Genomic DNA, 14,045 nt, shown 5'->3' with positions numbered 1-14,045 from the left:
TTCGGCGGCTTCCGATCGGCAACGGCGGCTGCCAGACGAGGCCCGGTACTCACCTTCACCAGCGTGCATCGGCCTGCGGCCCGCAGCGGGGTAGGGCCACCCAGTCCGACCGTGCATGCAACAAGATCGGTCCGGCCGGACAGGGTTAGGTGTGACAACCCGATTGCACCCACCGGATCAGGAACTCTGGTCGGCGTTGGCCGGCGGCGACGAGGCCGCGTTCGGTCAGCTGTTCGACCGGTACGCCCGTGCGGTCCACAACCATGCCTTCCGGCTCTGCGGCTCCTGGTCGGTCGCGGAGGACATCACCCAGGCGACGTTCCTGGTGGCCTGGCGTCGGCGTGGCGAGGCCCGCCTGGTTGACGGTTCCGCGCTGCCCTGGCTGCTGGTGGTGGCGACCAACACCGCCCGTACCGAGTGGCGCTCCGCCCGGCGATGGCGGGCGCTGCTGCGCCGGGTGCCGCAGGAGCGGGAGGCCCACGCCGACCCCGCCGACGAGGTCGTCGGTCGGCTGGACGACGAACGCCGGATGGCGTCGGTCCTCTCGGCGGTCCGCCGGCTGCCTCGCGCGGAGCGGGAGGCGGTCGCCCTGTGTCTCTGGTCCGGCGTTCCCTACGCCGAGGCCGCGGCCGTGCTCGGGATCAGCGAGGTCGCGCTCCGCTCTCGGGTGAGTCGCGCCCGGGCCCGGCTGGCCCGGAAATTCAGCACCGACAACAGGCAGGAGCAGTGATGACCGAGCTCTTCGACCCGCCCCCCGAGCGGGACTTGCCCGCCCGGCAAGTGACCCGGATGCGCGCCGAGTTGCTCAGCACGATCAGCCGGCCGCAGCGACGTTCGACTCGGCTGCGGGTCGCCGTCGTGGCGGCCACGGCGGTCGTGGCTGTCAGCGCGGTCCTACTCGTTGGCAGGCCGGGCCTACCCGGAGCAGAGCCCTCCGGCGGGTTCGAACTAGTGGCGATGGGTCCAACCGAGCTGAGCCCGACGTTGCACAGGTCGGTCGAGCAGTGTCTGGATTGGAATGCGCAGGAGTCGTTGCACACCGAGAGTTCAGCCGAAGGCGGCGACGCCAGCGAAGGAGGTGCGCCGGGGGCTTCCTGGCCAGCGGTGACAGCGGATGACCTGGCGGTCGCCGCCCAACGGGACGACACGGCCGCCCTGCTCTTCCTGACGGAGGCGGGTTACTTCACCTGCGAGGTTTTTTGGGGCCGGGCTGGACGAGCGCCCGGCGGGGGCCTCGGCGGCGTTGCGCACTGGTCGCAACGGGACTGGTTGCCCGGTCCGGTGCAGTGGCTCAGCCTCAGCTCGACTGAAGCCGACGGCGGCGACGTGGCCGTGAGCGGCCGGATCAGCGCCCGCGTGCATCGCCTCGTCCTCGAACACGGCGACGGCGGGTCGACCACCGCCCGGCTCGCCTCCGGGGTCTTTGGACTGGTCACCAAGGGTGCCGAGGTCAATCGGAACGCCGAGTTGGTCAGCTACGACGCCGACCGAAACGAGATCGACCGTCGGCTGCTGGTCGACGGGGTCTGGGAACTCGAGCACTGCTACGTCGACCCGTCCGGCCAGATCATCAACCCCCCGATGGTCGGCGAGGACGAGCCGCATCCTGAGTCGCCGTTGGTCGCCGACTGCCGCCCTGCCGAACGCTGGACCCGGTAGCGGGTAGGCGCGGGCAATTTATCTTGCAGCCCGGTGCGGTGTCTCTGCCGATTGGAGGAAGTGCCGGCGTTGCTGTCGACGGCCGCCAGCGAAAATCCGTCGATGGGAGTGGTCGGAGGGGCTAGGCTGGTCGATCCGTGCGCTCTCGCGCCGCGCCGAGGCACAGCCGGTACCCGACGTGGGTGGCCGGGCGGCCAGGTCACCCTGTCGACCCGGAGGAACCGTCGTCATGCCTGCCGATCACGCCGCTGGCAGCACCGCTAGCCGTACCGTTGACCTCACTGTTGAGCTCGACGCCGAGCGTGCGCACATGGCCGCGTCGCGGGCCGCCCTGCACGCGATGCGCGAGCATGCCGAAGCCATGTACGCCGTCGGCGCGAAGATCGCCGGGGACCCCTTCTCCGCCGAGACCCTCGGGGTGGCGTTGGCCCGGCGGGTGGCCGAACTCGCCGACGACCCCCGCACGCCGCTGTTCTTCGGCCGCCTCGACCTCGACGGGGCCGCCGAGCCGGGAGCAGATCCTGAGCCCGGAGCTGCCGCTGAGCCCGGTCCCGCCCCCGAGCCGGGAGCGGGCCCGGTGCCCGGCCGGTACCACATCGGACGGCGGCACGTCACCGACCAGCTCGGTGAGCCGCTGGTGTTGGACTGGCGGGCGCCGGTCAGTCGCGCCTTCTACCAGGCCAGCGCCGGTGACCCGCAGGGCGTACGGATCCGTCGTCGGTTCGGTTTCGCCGGCGGCGACCTGACCAGCTTCGAAGACGAACGCCTCGACCAGGGCGAGGAGTTCGGCACCACCAGCAAGATCCTGATCGAGGAGATCGAACGCCCCCGGGTCGGGCCGATGCGCGACATCGTCGCGACGATCCAGCCCGAGCAGGATGAGCTGGTTCGCGCCGACCTCGACACCTCGATCTGCGTACAGGGGGCACCCGGAACCGGTAAGACCGCCGTCGGTCTGCACCGGGCCGCGTACCTGCTCTATCTGCACCGGGAGCGGCTTCGGCGTACCGGCGTGTTGATTCTCGGGCCGAACCCGGCGTTCCTCGGCTACATCTCGGCGGTCCTGCCCGCGTTGGGGGAGCTGGAGGTGCGGCAGGCCACTCTGGAGGGGCTCATCGGGCGGGTGTCGGTCTCCGGTGTTGATCCGGTCGAGGCCGAGGTGGTCAAGCATGACCCTCGGATGGCGACGGTGCTGCGGCGGGCGCTCTGGTCCCGGTTGGGGCGGGCGGAGTCCGCGATCCAGGTATCCGACGGCGCCTACCGGTGGCGCATCGATCCGGGGGTGCTCACCCGCCTGGTTGACGACACCCGGCGGGAGGATCCCGCGTACCTGCTCGGCCGGGAACGGGTCCGCGCCCGGGTCGTCGGTCTGCTGCAACGCCAGGCCGAGACGCGTTCCGGCGAGTCACCGGGGGAGCCGTGGCAACGGCGGATGGGAAAGGCCAAACCGGTGGTCGAGTTCCTCGACGCCTGCTGGCCGGCGGTGACGCCGCAGTCGCTCGTCTTCGAGCTGCTCAGCGACGCGGAGGCGCTGGCCCGCGCCGCCGAGGGCATCCTCAGCGAGGCCGAGTGTCAGGCGCTGCGCTGGCCCCGGCGCTTCCGGAGCGTCAAGAGCGTCCGGTGGAGCAGCGCCGATCTGGTGCTGCTCGACGAGGCCGCCGGGCTCCTGGAGCGGGAGCCGAGCCTGCACCACATCATCATCGACGAGGCGCAGGACCTCTCCCCGATGCAGTGTCGGGCCATCGCCCGGCGCACCACCCACGGGTCAATCACGCTCCTCGGTGACCTCGCTCAGGGCACGGCGCCGTGGGCGGCGACCGACTGGGCGGAGTCGCTGCGGCACCTGGGCAAGCCGGACGCGGCGGTGGTGCCGTTGACCACCGGGTTCCGCGTACCGGAGGCGGTGGTGGCGCTGGCCAACCGGCTCCTGCCCGCGCTGGAGGTGAACGTCCCCCCAGCGGTGTCGTTGCGTTCCGACGGCGAGCTGGTCCTGCGCCGGGTGGACGACCTGGCCGCCGAGGTGGTCGCGGAGCTGGCCGCGACCCGCTCGCTACCGGGGTCGGTCGGGGTGATCGCCGCTGACCGGCACTTGGACGAGCTGCGGGCCGCGCTCGTCGCGGCCGGCGAAAAGCCCGGGGAACTCGACGCCCCGGAGAGCGGGCGCGTCACCGTCGTCCCGGCGACGCTGGCCAAGGGCCTGGAGTACGACCACGTGATCGTCGTCGAACCAGCCGAGATCGTGGAAGCGGAACCGCGCGGACTGCACCGGCTCTACGTCGTGCTCACGCGCGCGGTGACCCGGTTGACGGTGCTGCATGCCCGCCCGCTGCCCGGAGTGCTCGCCACCGATGCGCTCGACCAGGCCGCCGGTGCCGCGGTGCCCGCTTCGGCGTGACTCACGCCGCCGGGCCCCTTGGCGGCCGGCCAAGACAAGCGCATGACGTCCGGGTTTGGTGTTGGCTGCGGTGTTGGCCACTTCGGCCCTGACCCGGCGTCGCGGTACGCGGTGGCGGCGATACGGTCGGGGCATGGTAGAGCCGGTCGCACGCCCTCGGGTCGGGCACATCCAGTTCCTGAACTGCCTGCCGATCTACTGGGGGCTGATGCGCTCGGGCGCCCTGATCGATGTTGACCTGCACAAGGATTCGCCGGATCGGTTGAGCGCCGCGCTGGTCGCCGGTGATCTGGACATCGGCCCGATCACGCTGGTGGAGTACCTGCGCAACGCCGACGACTTGCTGCTACTGCCCGATCTCGCGGTGGGTAGTGACGGACCGGTGCTCTCGGTCAACGTCGTCTCGACCCGCCCGCTGGCCGACCTCGACGGGCGCCGGGTCGCGCTCGGGTCGACCTCGCGGACCGGCGTGCTGCTGGCTCAGCTGCTGCTCGCCGAGCGGTACGGGGTGCGGCCCGAGTACTTCCGCTGCCCGCCGGACCTCACCCAGATGCTGCTGGAGGCGGACGCCGGGGTGTTGATCGGCGATGTGGCGCTGCGCGCTCTCCTGGATGCGCCGTCCCGCGAGCTCACCGTCACCGATCTCGGCCAGGCGTGGAACGAGTGGACCGGGCTACCGATGGTTTTCGCCGTCTGGGCGGTCCGTCGGGACTTCGCCGCCGCGCATCCCGGCCTGGTCAAGGAGGTGCACGAGGCGTTCCTGCGGTCCCGGGACCTCTGCCTGGCCGAGTTGGACCAGGTGGCGACGGCGGCGGCCCGCTGGGAGAGCTTCGACGCGGAGACGCTGGCGACCTACTTTCGGCGGTTGGACTTCAGCCTGGGGGATCGCCAGATCGCCGGGCTGCGCGAGTTCGCCCGCCGGGCCGCTGCCGCTGGCGCCGTCCCCGAGCTTCCCGCCGGCGGCCCGGCCCGCTTCGTCGGCTGACCACCGCGGCCTGCGTCGACCACGTTGGCCCGCCCGCCTTGTCGGCGGACCAACTCGTGGCTGCGGCCGTCGCCGGTCAGAGCGGTTCGGCCAGCAGGGCTTCGGTGACTTTCTGGCAGTTGTCCATGCCGACCTGGTAGCCCTGCGCGACCGGGTAGCGCAGCATCACGCCCATCGTCCAGGTGTCGCCGATCGCCAGGCAGTTGACGTGGTTCTCCTGCTCGCGGGTGCGGTCCACCCAGCCGTTCTTGATGGCGATGGTTTCGCCGACCGCCGACGGGAACGCCTTGCGGATGCCGAAGTCACCGGCGCCCCGGACCGACCGCATCTCCTCGAGGAGCCAGTCCGTCCACTCCGGGCCGGCGGCCGTGCCGTCGGCGATGCACTCGCCGAGCCGGGCGGTGTCCCGCGGGGACAGCTCGGTCCGGCTCCAGCCGCCGTCCTCGGCGACGTTGCTGTCGGTCAGCTCGCACCGGGACAGCAGGCGCTCGATGGTTACGGACCCGCCGAGGTTGTTGTAGAACTCCTGGGTAAGGGTGTTGTCGCTGTCCCGGATGATCTTGGTGGCCTCGGCGAGCTCGGTCTCGGTCGGGGTCCTGCCCGCCTCCACCGTGCGGCGCAGGTAGTCGGCGACGATCCAGGATTTGATCATCGAAGCCGTGGTGCTGGTCTCGGTCATGTTCTCCGAGCCGATGATCTCACCGGTACGGCGGTCCAGCACACTCCAGGCGTACCAGCCGTCGATGTCCAGGCTGGTGAGATCGGTCGCTGCGAAGGGCAGCGGTTCGAGGGTCGGGCTCGGCGATGGCGTGGGCTGGGCCTGCTCTGCGGGGTCGTCGGACTGCTCCTGTGCTGGGCCTTCGCCCCACCGGGCCGTGGCCGCCGACTCGAAGGGTGACCCGGGTAGCAGGCGGAGGGAGACCAGCACGAAACCGATCAGGATGGCCGTGATCGCGGCCACCTTGAGTAGTGAGGTGCCGCCCTGCTGCGCGTCGGGCCGGCTGGCCATCAGAGGTCCCCGGTCGGCTGCTGCGGCACCTTCAGAGCGGCGCCGGGCTGCGGGGTGACGAGCTGGGTGGCGACGCTCGCGCAGGTCTGGGCGCCGTAGTCGAGCCCACTCTGCTGCGGGTATCGCATCATCACGGCGAGACTCCACTGGTCGTTCACCGCGAGGCAGTTGACGTGCCAGTTGCCGTCGTAGTTCAGCGCCGTCCACCCGTTCTTCATGCCGACCGGGCCCTGACTGGTGATCGACTCGGGGAGGCCGTCGATGATCCCCCAGCGGCCGCCTCCGGAGCGCGCGTTCTGGTCGTCTGCGGCGGTCGTACCGCGAACCTGACTCATCTCGTCCAGCAGGAACTCGGTCCACGTCGGCCCGGCGGCCGTGCCGTCGGCGATGCAGTCGCCGAGCCGGACCGCGTCCCGGGGGGACATCTGGGTGAAGCTCCACCACCCGATGTAGCCCGGCACGGTGCCGGGTTTGGTATCGGTGAGGCCGCAGGTGCTGATCATCCGGTCGATGGTGGCCGACTTGCCAACCTCCCGGTAGAGCAGGTTCGCCGCGTCGTCGTTGCTGTCCCGGATCGCGGTGGTGATGGCCTCGCGCATCGTCGTCGAGAGCGACTCGTCGCCGAGCTGGTTCAGGTAGTCGGCGGCGAACCAGATCTTGATCATTGATTCGGTGGAGCTGGTGTCGGTGAGGTTCTCCGCGCCGGAGATCGTGTCGGTCTGGCGGTCCATCAGCGCCCAGGAGAGGAACTCGCCCTCGAAGGGCACGGACACCGGTGCGTCGGCCAGGGTCGGCGGCGGGGGCGCGGAGGGGGCGGGCGTGGGGATGCTCGCCTCGGAGTCGGTGCCGCCGTGATCGAGGCGGGCGTACGCAGCGGGAATGATCAAAGCAATTCCGAGGACGACCGCCAGGACGGCTAGCAACCGGGGACGCATAACTGGGTGAACTCCAGATGTCGGGGCCAGGGGGCCGGCTCGCAAGGCCGGGGGAGGGATCGGCGCGGTCGAGGCGGGGGCGGCCTCGGTTACGTAAACGATCGCCGGCAGCAGGTCGGTGTGACCGGGGGGAAGTCTACGTCTGGATTTGCGCCGTGCCGAGGCTCGCTCGCGGTGGAGGCGTGCCATAAGTGGCGGGAGTTGCGGACAGTGCGCGCTTTCTACCCCTTTATGGGGGTGAGTTGTGACTCGGCTCATAAGGGGTCGGTACGGTGCGGAGTGCACGCCCTCGGCCCGGAAACCTGTTACACCCCCTAGAGATTGGTGTGCTGAGCTGTAACACTTGAGGCATGTATGGGAATGACTTCCCCGCCGACGACACCTCCAGCGGCCTGCTCGGCGAGGTCGAGGCGGCCGAGACGGCACTGCGGGAGGCGGCCGAGCGTGGGCGGCACGGTGCCGCGGGCGCGGATCCGGCCGCCTACTTCGCCGAGGTCATCGCCGCCGACCAGAAGGTCGAGCCGCGGGACTGGATGCCGGAGGCGTACCGTGCGACCCTGATCCGGCAGATCGCCCAGCACGCCCACTCCGAGATCATCGGAATGCAGCCGGAGGGCAACTGGATCACCCGTGCCCCCTCCCTCAAGCGCAAGGCGATCCTGCTCGCCAAGGTGCAGGACGAGGCCGGCCACGGCCTCTACCTCTACGCCGCCGCGGAGACCCTCGGCGTCAGCCGGGACGAGCTGGTTGACCTGCTGCTGGCCGGTCGGCAGAAGTACAGTTCGATCTTCAACTACCCGACCCTCAGCTGGGCCGACATGGGCACGATCGGATGGCTGGTGGACGGCGCGGCGATCGTCAACCAGGTGCCCCTGTGCCGCTGCTCGTACGGGCCGTACGCGCGGGCGATGATCCGGATCTGCAAGGAGGAGTCGTTTCACCAGCGGCAGGGGTACGAGCTCCTCCACACCCTCGCCCACGGCACCCCCGCCCAGCGGGAGATGGCGCAGGACTCGGTGAACCGCTGGTGGTACCCGTCGCTGGCGATGTTCGGCCCGCCGGACACCGACTCCACCCACTCCGCCCAGTCGATGGCCTGGAAGATCAAGCGTTTCTCCAACGACGAGCTGCGCCAGCGCTTCGTGGACATGTGCGTGGGCCAGGCCGAGGTGCTCGGCCTCACGCTTCCCGACCCGGCGCTGTGCTGGAACGACGAGCGCGGCGGGTACGACTTCACCCAGCCCGACTACGCGGAGCTGATGCGGGTGATCAAGGGGGCGGGTCCGTGTAACCGGCAGCGGATGGAGCACCGCCGCCGGGCGCACCGGGAGGGCGCCTGGGTCCGGGCCGCCGCCGCCGCGTACGCGGCCAAGCAGGCGAGCAAGAAGGAGCAGGCGAGCAAGAAGGAGAAGGTGGCGTGAGCGAGTACAGCGAGCCGACCAGCCAGCCGGGTGGGGCTCCGCCGGCGCCCCTCTGGGAGGTCTTCGTCCGGGCCCGGCGCGGACTGGCGCACACCCACGTCGGCAGCCTGCACGCGGCCGACGCCGAGCTGGCCCTGCACAATGCCCGGGACCTCTACACCCGGCGACAGGAGGGGGTGTCGATCTGGGTGCTGCCGGCCGCCGCCATCACCGCGTCGAGCCCGGACGAGAAGGACGCCTTCTTCGACCCGGCGGCGGACAAGGTCTATCGGCACCCGACCTTCTACGAGGTGCCGGAGGGGGCTGCTCACCTGTGACCGCGCATGTCGAACAGACCGGACCGGAGCCCGTGCCGACCGCGCCGGGGACGACATCGGCGGTGCCGGGGATGACGCCGGCCGCGCCGAAGCCGGTCACCAAGCGCTTCGAGTTCGTCCTGGGTCTCGCCGACGACGCGCTCGTCGCGGCCCAGCGGCTGGCCGAGTGGTGCACCCGCGGGCCGGAGATGGAAGAGGACATCGCCCTGGCCAACATCGCCCTCGACCAGCTTGGGGCGGCCCGCCTGCTGTTGACCTACGCGGGCGAGTTGGAGGGAGCCGGACGGGACGAGGACGCGTTGGCGTACCGGCGCGACGACCGGGAGTTCCGCAACTGCCTCCTGGTCGAGCTGCCCAACGGTGACTTCGCGGTGACCATGGCGAAGCTGTTCTTTCTGGCGGCGTACCAGGTGCCGCTCTACACCGCGCTGGCCGGCTGCGGCGACGAGCGGCTGGCCGCGATCGGGGCGAAGGCGCGCAAGGAGTCGGCCTACCACCTGGAGCACGCCTCGTTGTGGGTGCGGCGGCTCGGCGACGGCACCGACGAGTCGCACCGTCGGATGCAGGCGGCGGTGGACGAGGTCTGGCCGTACCTGCACGAACTTCTTACCCCGGACCCGGCCGCGCCGGTCGACCCGGCCACCCTGCGCGCCGACTTCGACTCCGTCGTCTCCAGGGTGCTCAGCGAGGCCACGTTGACGGTGCCCGAGACCTCCTGGACGCCGGCCGGCGGTCGGAACGGCCTGCACACCGAGCACCTGTCCTACCTGCTCGCCGAGCTACAGGTGCTGCACCGCGCGCATCCCGGAGCGTCCTGGTGACGACCGCCCGGGCCGCGGTGGCCGCGGTGGTGGATCCCGAGCTCCGGGTGATCACCATCGAGGAGCTCGGCATCCTGCGGTCGGTTGCCGAGGAGCCGGCCACCGGCCGGGTGGTGGTCACCATCACCCCCACCTACACCGGTTGCCCGGCGATGGATGTGATCCGGGCCGACATCCGTCGGGCGCTCGCCGCCGCCGGCCACCCGCAGGCCGAGGTCCGGACCGTCTACACGCCGGCGTGGAGCACCGACTGGATCACCGAGGCGGGGCGGGCCAAACTCGCCCGGGCCGGCATCGCCCCACCCGGTCCGGTCCGCCCAGCCGGCCCGGTACCGCTGACCCTGACCGTCCGCTGCCCGTGGTGCGGATCCCCGGAGACCGAGCAGATCAGCCGCTTCGGTTCGACCGCGTGCAAGGCTTTACGACGCTGCCGATCCTGTACCGAACCCTTCGACCACCTGAAGGCACTGTGACTGTCACGATCACCCGGCCGACCCGTCGTCGGCCGGTCTTCCACCCGCTGCCCGTGGCCACCGTCGACCGGCTCACCGCCGACGCGGTGGCGGTCACCTTCGCCGTACCGGACGAGCTGCGCGCGACCTTCGCGTTCGCGCCCGGCCAGCACCTGACCGTACGTCGGACGACGGAGCAGGGCGAGGAGGTACGGCGCTCGTACTCGATCTGTTCGACGCCCCAGGAGCTGGCCGAGCGGGGCCGGCTGCGGATCGGGGTCCGGGAGATCCCCGGCGGTGCCTTCTCCGGGTACGCCTGTGGGGCGTTACGGGGCGGGGACACCGTCGAGGTGCTGCCGCCGCTCGGTCACTTCACCACCGCGCTGCGCCCCGACCGGGTACGCGCGTACGCGGCGGTGGCCGCCGGCTCCGGCATCACCCCGGTGCTCTCCCTGGTTGCCACGGCCCTGGCCGTCGAGCCGGCCAGCACCTTCACCCTGGTGTACGGCAACCGTGCGGCGAACACCGTGATGTTCGCCGAGGAGCTCGCCGACCTGAAGGACCGGTATCCGACCCGGCTGCACCTGGTCCACGTGCTCTCCCGCGAGCAGGGTGAGTCCCCCCTGCTCTCCGGCCGCATCGACGCCGAGCGGCTGGGCCGGCTGCTGGACACCATCGTGCCGGGCGAGGCGATCGAGGAGTGGTTCCTCTGCGGCCCGTACGGGCTGGTGACCGAGGCCCAGCGAGTGCTGGCCGCCCGGGGTGTCCCGGAGGCCGCGGTGCACGCCGAGCTCTTCCACGTGGATGCGCCCCCGGAGCCGGTCCGCCGCCCCGAGCACCGGCCGACGGCGGGTACCGAGGTCACGATCGTCCTGGACGGGCGTTCGTCAACGGTGACCATGGGGCGGGCGGATCGGGTGCTGGACGCGGCGCTGCGGGTCCGCGCGGAGCTGCCGTACGCGTGTAAGGGGGGCGTCTGCTCGACCTGCCGGGCGAAGGTCGTGGCCGGCGAGGTGACGATGGCCCGCAACTACGCGCTGGAGCCGGACGAGCTGGCCGCGGGTTACGTCCTGACCTGCCAGTCCAGCCCGACCACCGATCGGCTCACGGTTGACTACGATGCCTGAGCCCACCGGGTGGGGCCGGCCGCGGACGGTCGGCCACCCGGGCGGCGAGGGGTTGACGGCCGGAGAGCTCACACCGCCGGTGGCCGCTCGTCACCGGTCGGGCGGGGGCGACGTAGGCTCGGGAGCGTGACGGTGAGCCGGGAGATCAACGACATCCTGCAACGCGGCGCGGACGGCGGGCGGATTACGCCTGAGGAGGCCCTGCTGCTCTACACCGAAGCGCCCTTGCACGCGCTGGGTGAGGCGGCCGACGCGGTACGGCGGCGGTGGTACCCGGACAACATCGTCACGTACCTGATCGACCGCAACATCAACTACACGAACGTCTGTGTGACGGCGTGCCGGTTCTGCGCCTTCTACCGAGCGCCCAAGCACCGGGAGGGCTGGACCCACCCGACGGAGGAGATCCTGCGCCGCTGCGGTGAGGCGGTCGAGCTGGGCGCCACCCAGGTGATGCTGCAGGGTGGGCACCATCCCGACTACGGGGTGGAGTACTACGAGGAGCTCTTCTCCTCGGTGAAGCGGGCCTACCCGCAGCTCGCCATCCACTCGATCGGCCCGAGCGAGATCCTGCACATGGCGAAGGTGTCTGGGGTGGGGCTGACCGAGGCCATCACCCGGATCAAGGCGGCCGGCCTGGACTCGATCGCGGGCGCCGGCGCCGAGATGCTGCCGGCCCGGCCGCGGAAGGCGATCGCGCCGCTGAAGGAGTCCGGTGAGCGCTGGCTCGAGGTGATGGAGCTCGCCCACCAGCAGGGCGTCGAGTCGACCGCGACGATGATGATGGGCACCGGGGAGACCGCCACCGAGCGGATCGAGCACCTCCGGATGATCCGCGACGTGCAGGACCGGACGCGGGGTTTCCGGGCGTTCATCCCGTGGACCTACCAGCCGGAAAACAACCACCTCAAGGGGCGGACCCAGGCCACTACCCTGGAGTACCTGCGGCTGGTGGCGGTGTCCCGGCTCTTCTTCGAGACCGTGCCGCACCTCCAGGCGTCGTGGCTCACCACCGGCAAGGATGTCGGTCAGCTCGCGCTGCACATGGGGGTCGACGACCTGGGCTCGATCATGTTGGAGGAGAACGTCATCTCCTCGGCCGGAGCGCGGCACCGTTCGAACCTGCACGACCTGATCGGGATGATCCGGTCGGCGGACCGGATCCCCGCTCAGCGGGATACCCACTACCGGCGACTCGCCGTGCACCGCACTCCCGCCGAGGACCCGCGGGATGACCGGGTGGTGTCGCACTTCTCGTCGATCGCCCTGCCCGGCGGTGGCGCCGGGAAGACGCTGCCATTGGTGGACGCCGGCTGAGGTGGCCGGCCGGCACCACCCGCGGATGAGGGTTTCCACGGGTGGGTCGGACGGTCCGCGGCGGTGGGCCGTAGGTATCGACCTCGGTGACCTGTTCGCTGACGCGAGGGTCCCCGTTGTGGATGACAAACCCCATTAATTCGGATATTCCCCCGGCGTGGTTGCGTGGGATTGCGTCAGCCTGCCCGCACAGTGGGCTAGCCAGGGTGATCGTCGCCCGCTAATGTCCCGGCCCGGTGCCTCGGGTCCGGCGAGCCTGCCCGGGCCGGCCCGTCCTGATCAAGGGTGGCGGGCCGCCGCTCGTTTTCGAATTCGTGTCCCTAACCCTCGGGGGGATCGATGATGTTGCTCCACCGTCCGTCGCTGGCCCGGGTCGGGGCGGTCGCCCTGCTCGTCGCGGCCGGCAGCATCGGGGTGTCCGCTCCGGCGCACGCCGCCGACCAGGCCGACCTGGCATTGATCCCGCTCAGCTACGAGCTGGCCAAGGGCGTCGAGGAGGCCAGGGCCAAGCCCTTCAAATTCCAGATCAGCAACGTCCGTGGCACGGCCGACGCGAAGTCCGTGCGGGTGACGGTCGAGACGGCGAACCTCAACGAGCGCAAGGTCGGCGTGGTCGTCCCGGCGGGCTGCGAGGCCGCCGGCACCACGTTCAGCTGCCTACTCGGCGATCTACCCGCTGGCACCACCGAGGACTTCGGCATCCCCCTCTTCTCCCTCGGCAAGCGCGGTGACGCTGGTCATCTGGTCGTCACCGTGACCTCGGCCACCGCCGATCCGGTCTCGGAGGACAACAAGCTCGTCCACCCCGTCGCGGTCGCCAAACCCGGCTACGACCTCACCAGCTGGGTGCAGGACGTCTACGCCGACGTGGAGGTGGACGGCGACGACAGCGGTGAGCCGGCCCGGACGCCGGTCCGGCCCGGCGGGACCGCGCCGCTGGACTGGGCCGTGTACAACCACGGCAGCCGCTCGGCCACCGGTATCGCGTACGGGTTCACCCTGCCGGCCGGCGTCGACTTCGCCGAGTTGCCGGTGGGCTGCACCGAGTCGGGTCTCGACGGCCAAGTGCACTGCACCGACCCCGGCGCGGTACTGGAACCCGGCGAGTTCTACACCGCACCGGCGCGGGTGCGGGTGGGCGCGGACGTGACCGAGTCGGTGCTCCGCCCGGGCTTCCTCTACTCGGTGGGTCTCGATCTCGCCTCCGGTGCACCCGAGGCGGCGCCACGTACCGCCTCCGATCTCCAGCTCCGGGCGTTCGCCGAGGTCGACCCCGGTGACGGGGTGGCCCAGTTCGACGTCTTCGTCGGCTTCTCCGCGTCCCCGGAGCCGACCCCCACGCCGACCGGGGAGCCGACCGGTTCGCCGAACCCGATCGCCACGGCGGCTCCGGACGCCACGGCGGCGCCGGACGGCTCCGGTGGCGGCGGCGGCCTACCGGTCACCGGGGTGCAGGTCGGTCTGATCGGTGGCGTTGGTGCGGCCGTACTGCTGGCCGGTGCGGCGATGTTGCTGATTTCGCGGCGGCGGAAGGTGGTCCTGGTGAACCCGGGACAGGAGCGGGACACCGACTGACCCTGGTCAGTGGCGACGGGGTGGGGCGGCTC

Annotated in this window: 13 protein-coding genes; 11 read left to right on the top strand and 2 right to left on the bottom strand. The window is 71.0% G+C overall.

Annotated elements, in window-relative coordinates:
* Positions 1-151 precede the first annotated feature (151 nt).
* The 4 genes from SALPAC2_RS0113585 (at position 152) to SALPAC2_RS0113570 (ending at position 5,039) form a co-directional block, all read left to right on the top strand.
* On the top strand, positions 152-730 hold the full coding sequence (locus SALPAC2_RS0113585; RefSeq protein WP_018217190.1) for an RNA polymerase sigma factor: 579 nt from the start codon (positions 152-154) through the stop codon (positions 728-730).
* Complete coding sequence (locus SALPAC2_RS0113580) at positions 730-1,659, top strand: hypothetical protein (RefSeq protein WP_018217189.1); 930 nt, start codon at positions 730-732, stop codon at positions 1,657-1,659. The genes SALPAC2_RS0113585 and SALPAC2_RS0113580 overlap by 1 nt, the downstream gene beginning before the upstream one ends.
* Positions 1,660-1,888: 229 nt before the next feature.
* Entirely contained in the window at positions 1,889-4,054 is a 2,166-nt protein-coding gene (locus tag SALPAC2_RS0113575; RefSeq protein WP_018217188.1) for a HelD family protein, read from the top strand.
* Positions 4,055-4,187: 133 nt separating this feature from the next.
* Complete coding sequence (locus SALPAC2_RS0113570; RefSeq protein WP_018217187.1) at positions 4,188-5,039, top strand: menaquinone biosynthetic enzyme MqnA/MqnD family protein; 852 nt, start codon at positions 4,188-4,190, stop codon at positions 5,037-5,039.
* Positions 5,040-5,115: 76 nt separating this feature from the next.
* Here SALPAC2_RS0113570 and SALPAC2_RS0113565 read toward each other — a convergent pair whose 3' ends face one another.
* Both SALPAC2_RS0113565 and SALPAC2_RS0113560 read right to left on the bottom strand, forming a co-directional pair.
* Positions 5,116-6,048, bottom strand: coding sequence for a serine hydrolase (locus tag SALPAC2_RS0113565; RefSeq protein ID WP_018217186.1), 933 nt, complete (start codon positions 6,046-6,048; stop codon positions 5,116-5,118).
* Positions 6,048-6,983, bottom strand: a complete 936-nt coding sequence (locus tag SALPAC2_RS0113560) for a serine hydrolase (RefSeq protein ID WP_018217185.1) — start codon at positions 6,981-6,983, stop codon at positions 6,048-6,050. Before SALPAC2_RS0113560 ends, SALPAC2_RS0113565 begins: the two co-directional genes overlap by 1 nt.
* Positions 6,984-7,333: 350 nt before the next feature.
* Between SALPAC2_RS0113560 and paaA the strand changes: the two genes are divergently transcribed.
* The 7 genes from paaA to SALPAC2_RS0113525 all read left to right on the top strand — a co-directional run bounded on the left by paaA (position 7,334) and on the right by SALPAC2_RS0113525 (position 14,013).
* The gene (gene paaA / locus SALPAC2_RS0113555) at positions 7,334-8,404 is read left to right on the top strand and encodes a 1,2-phenylacetyl-CoA epoxidase subunit PaaA (protein ID WP_018217184.1); all 1,071 of its coding nucleotides are present in this window, start codon (positions 7,334-7,336) and stop codon (positions 8,402-8,404) included.
* Positions 8,401-8,721, top strand: a complete 321-nt coding sequence (gene paaB / locus SALPAC2_RS0113550; protein WP_018217183.1) for a 1,2-phenylacetyl-CoA epoxidase subunit PaaB — start codon at positions 8,401-8,403, stop codon at positions 8,719-8,721. The genes paaA and paaB overlap by 4 nt, the downstream gene beginning before the upstream one ends.
* Positions 8,718-9,542 (top strand): 1,2-phenylacetyl-CoA epoxidase subunit PaaC, encoded by an 825-nt coding sequence (gene paaC / locus SALPAC2_RS0113545; RefSeq protein WP_018217182.1) that lies wholly within the window; start codon positions 8,718-8,720, stop codon positions 9,540-9,542. The genes paaB and paaC overlap by 4 nt, the downstream gene beginning before the upstream one ends.
* Entirely contained in the window at positions 9,539-10,015 is a 477-nt protein-coding gene (paaD, locus tag SALPAC2_RS0113540) for a 1,2-phenylacetyl-CoA epoxidase subunit PaaD (protein WP_018217181.1), read from the top strand. The genes paaC and paaD overlap by 4 nt, the downstream gene beginning before the upstream one ends.
* Positions 10,012-11,121, top strand: coding sequence for a 1,2-phenylacetyl-CoA epoxidase subunit PaaE (paaE, locus tag SALPAC2_RS0113535; protein WP_018217180.1), 1,110 nt, complete (start codon positions 10,012-10,014; stop codon positions 11,119-11,121). Before paaD ends, paaE begins: the two co-directional genes overlap by 4 nt.
* Before the next feature lie 126 nt (positions 11,122-11,247).
* Positions 11,248-12,438 carry a cyclic dehypoxanthinyl futalosine synthase gene (gene mqnC / locus SALPAC2_RS0113530; RefSeq protein ID WP_018217179.1) on the top strand — a complete coding sequence of 397 codons (1,191 nt, stop codon included), beginning with the start codon at positions 11,248-11,250 and terminating at the stop codon, positions 12,436-12,438.
* Positions 12,439-12,777: 339 nt separating this feature from the next.
* Positions 12,778-14,013 (top strand): hypothetical protein, encoded by a 1,236-nt coding sequence (locus SALPAC2_RS0113525; protein ID WP_018217178.1) that lies wholly within the window; start codon positions 12,778-12,780, stop codon positions 14,011-14,013.
* The last annotated feature ends 32 nt before the right edge of the window (positions 14,014-14,045 follow it).

This window comes from Salinispora vitiensis, assembly GCF_000378825.1.
Taxonomy (GTDB): Bacteria; Actinomycetota; Actinomycetes; order Mycobacteriales; family Micromonosporaceae; genus Micromonospora; species Micromonospora vitiensis.
The sequence above is the reverse complement of the archived record's forward strand: the minus strand, read 5'-3'. Positions and strand labels throughout refer to the sequence as shown.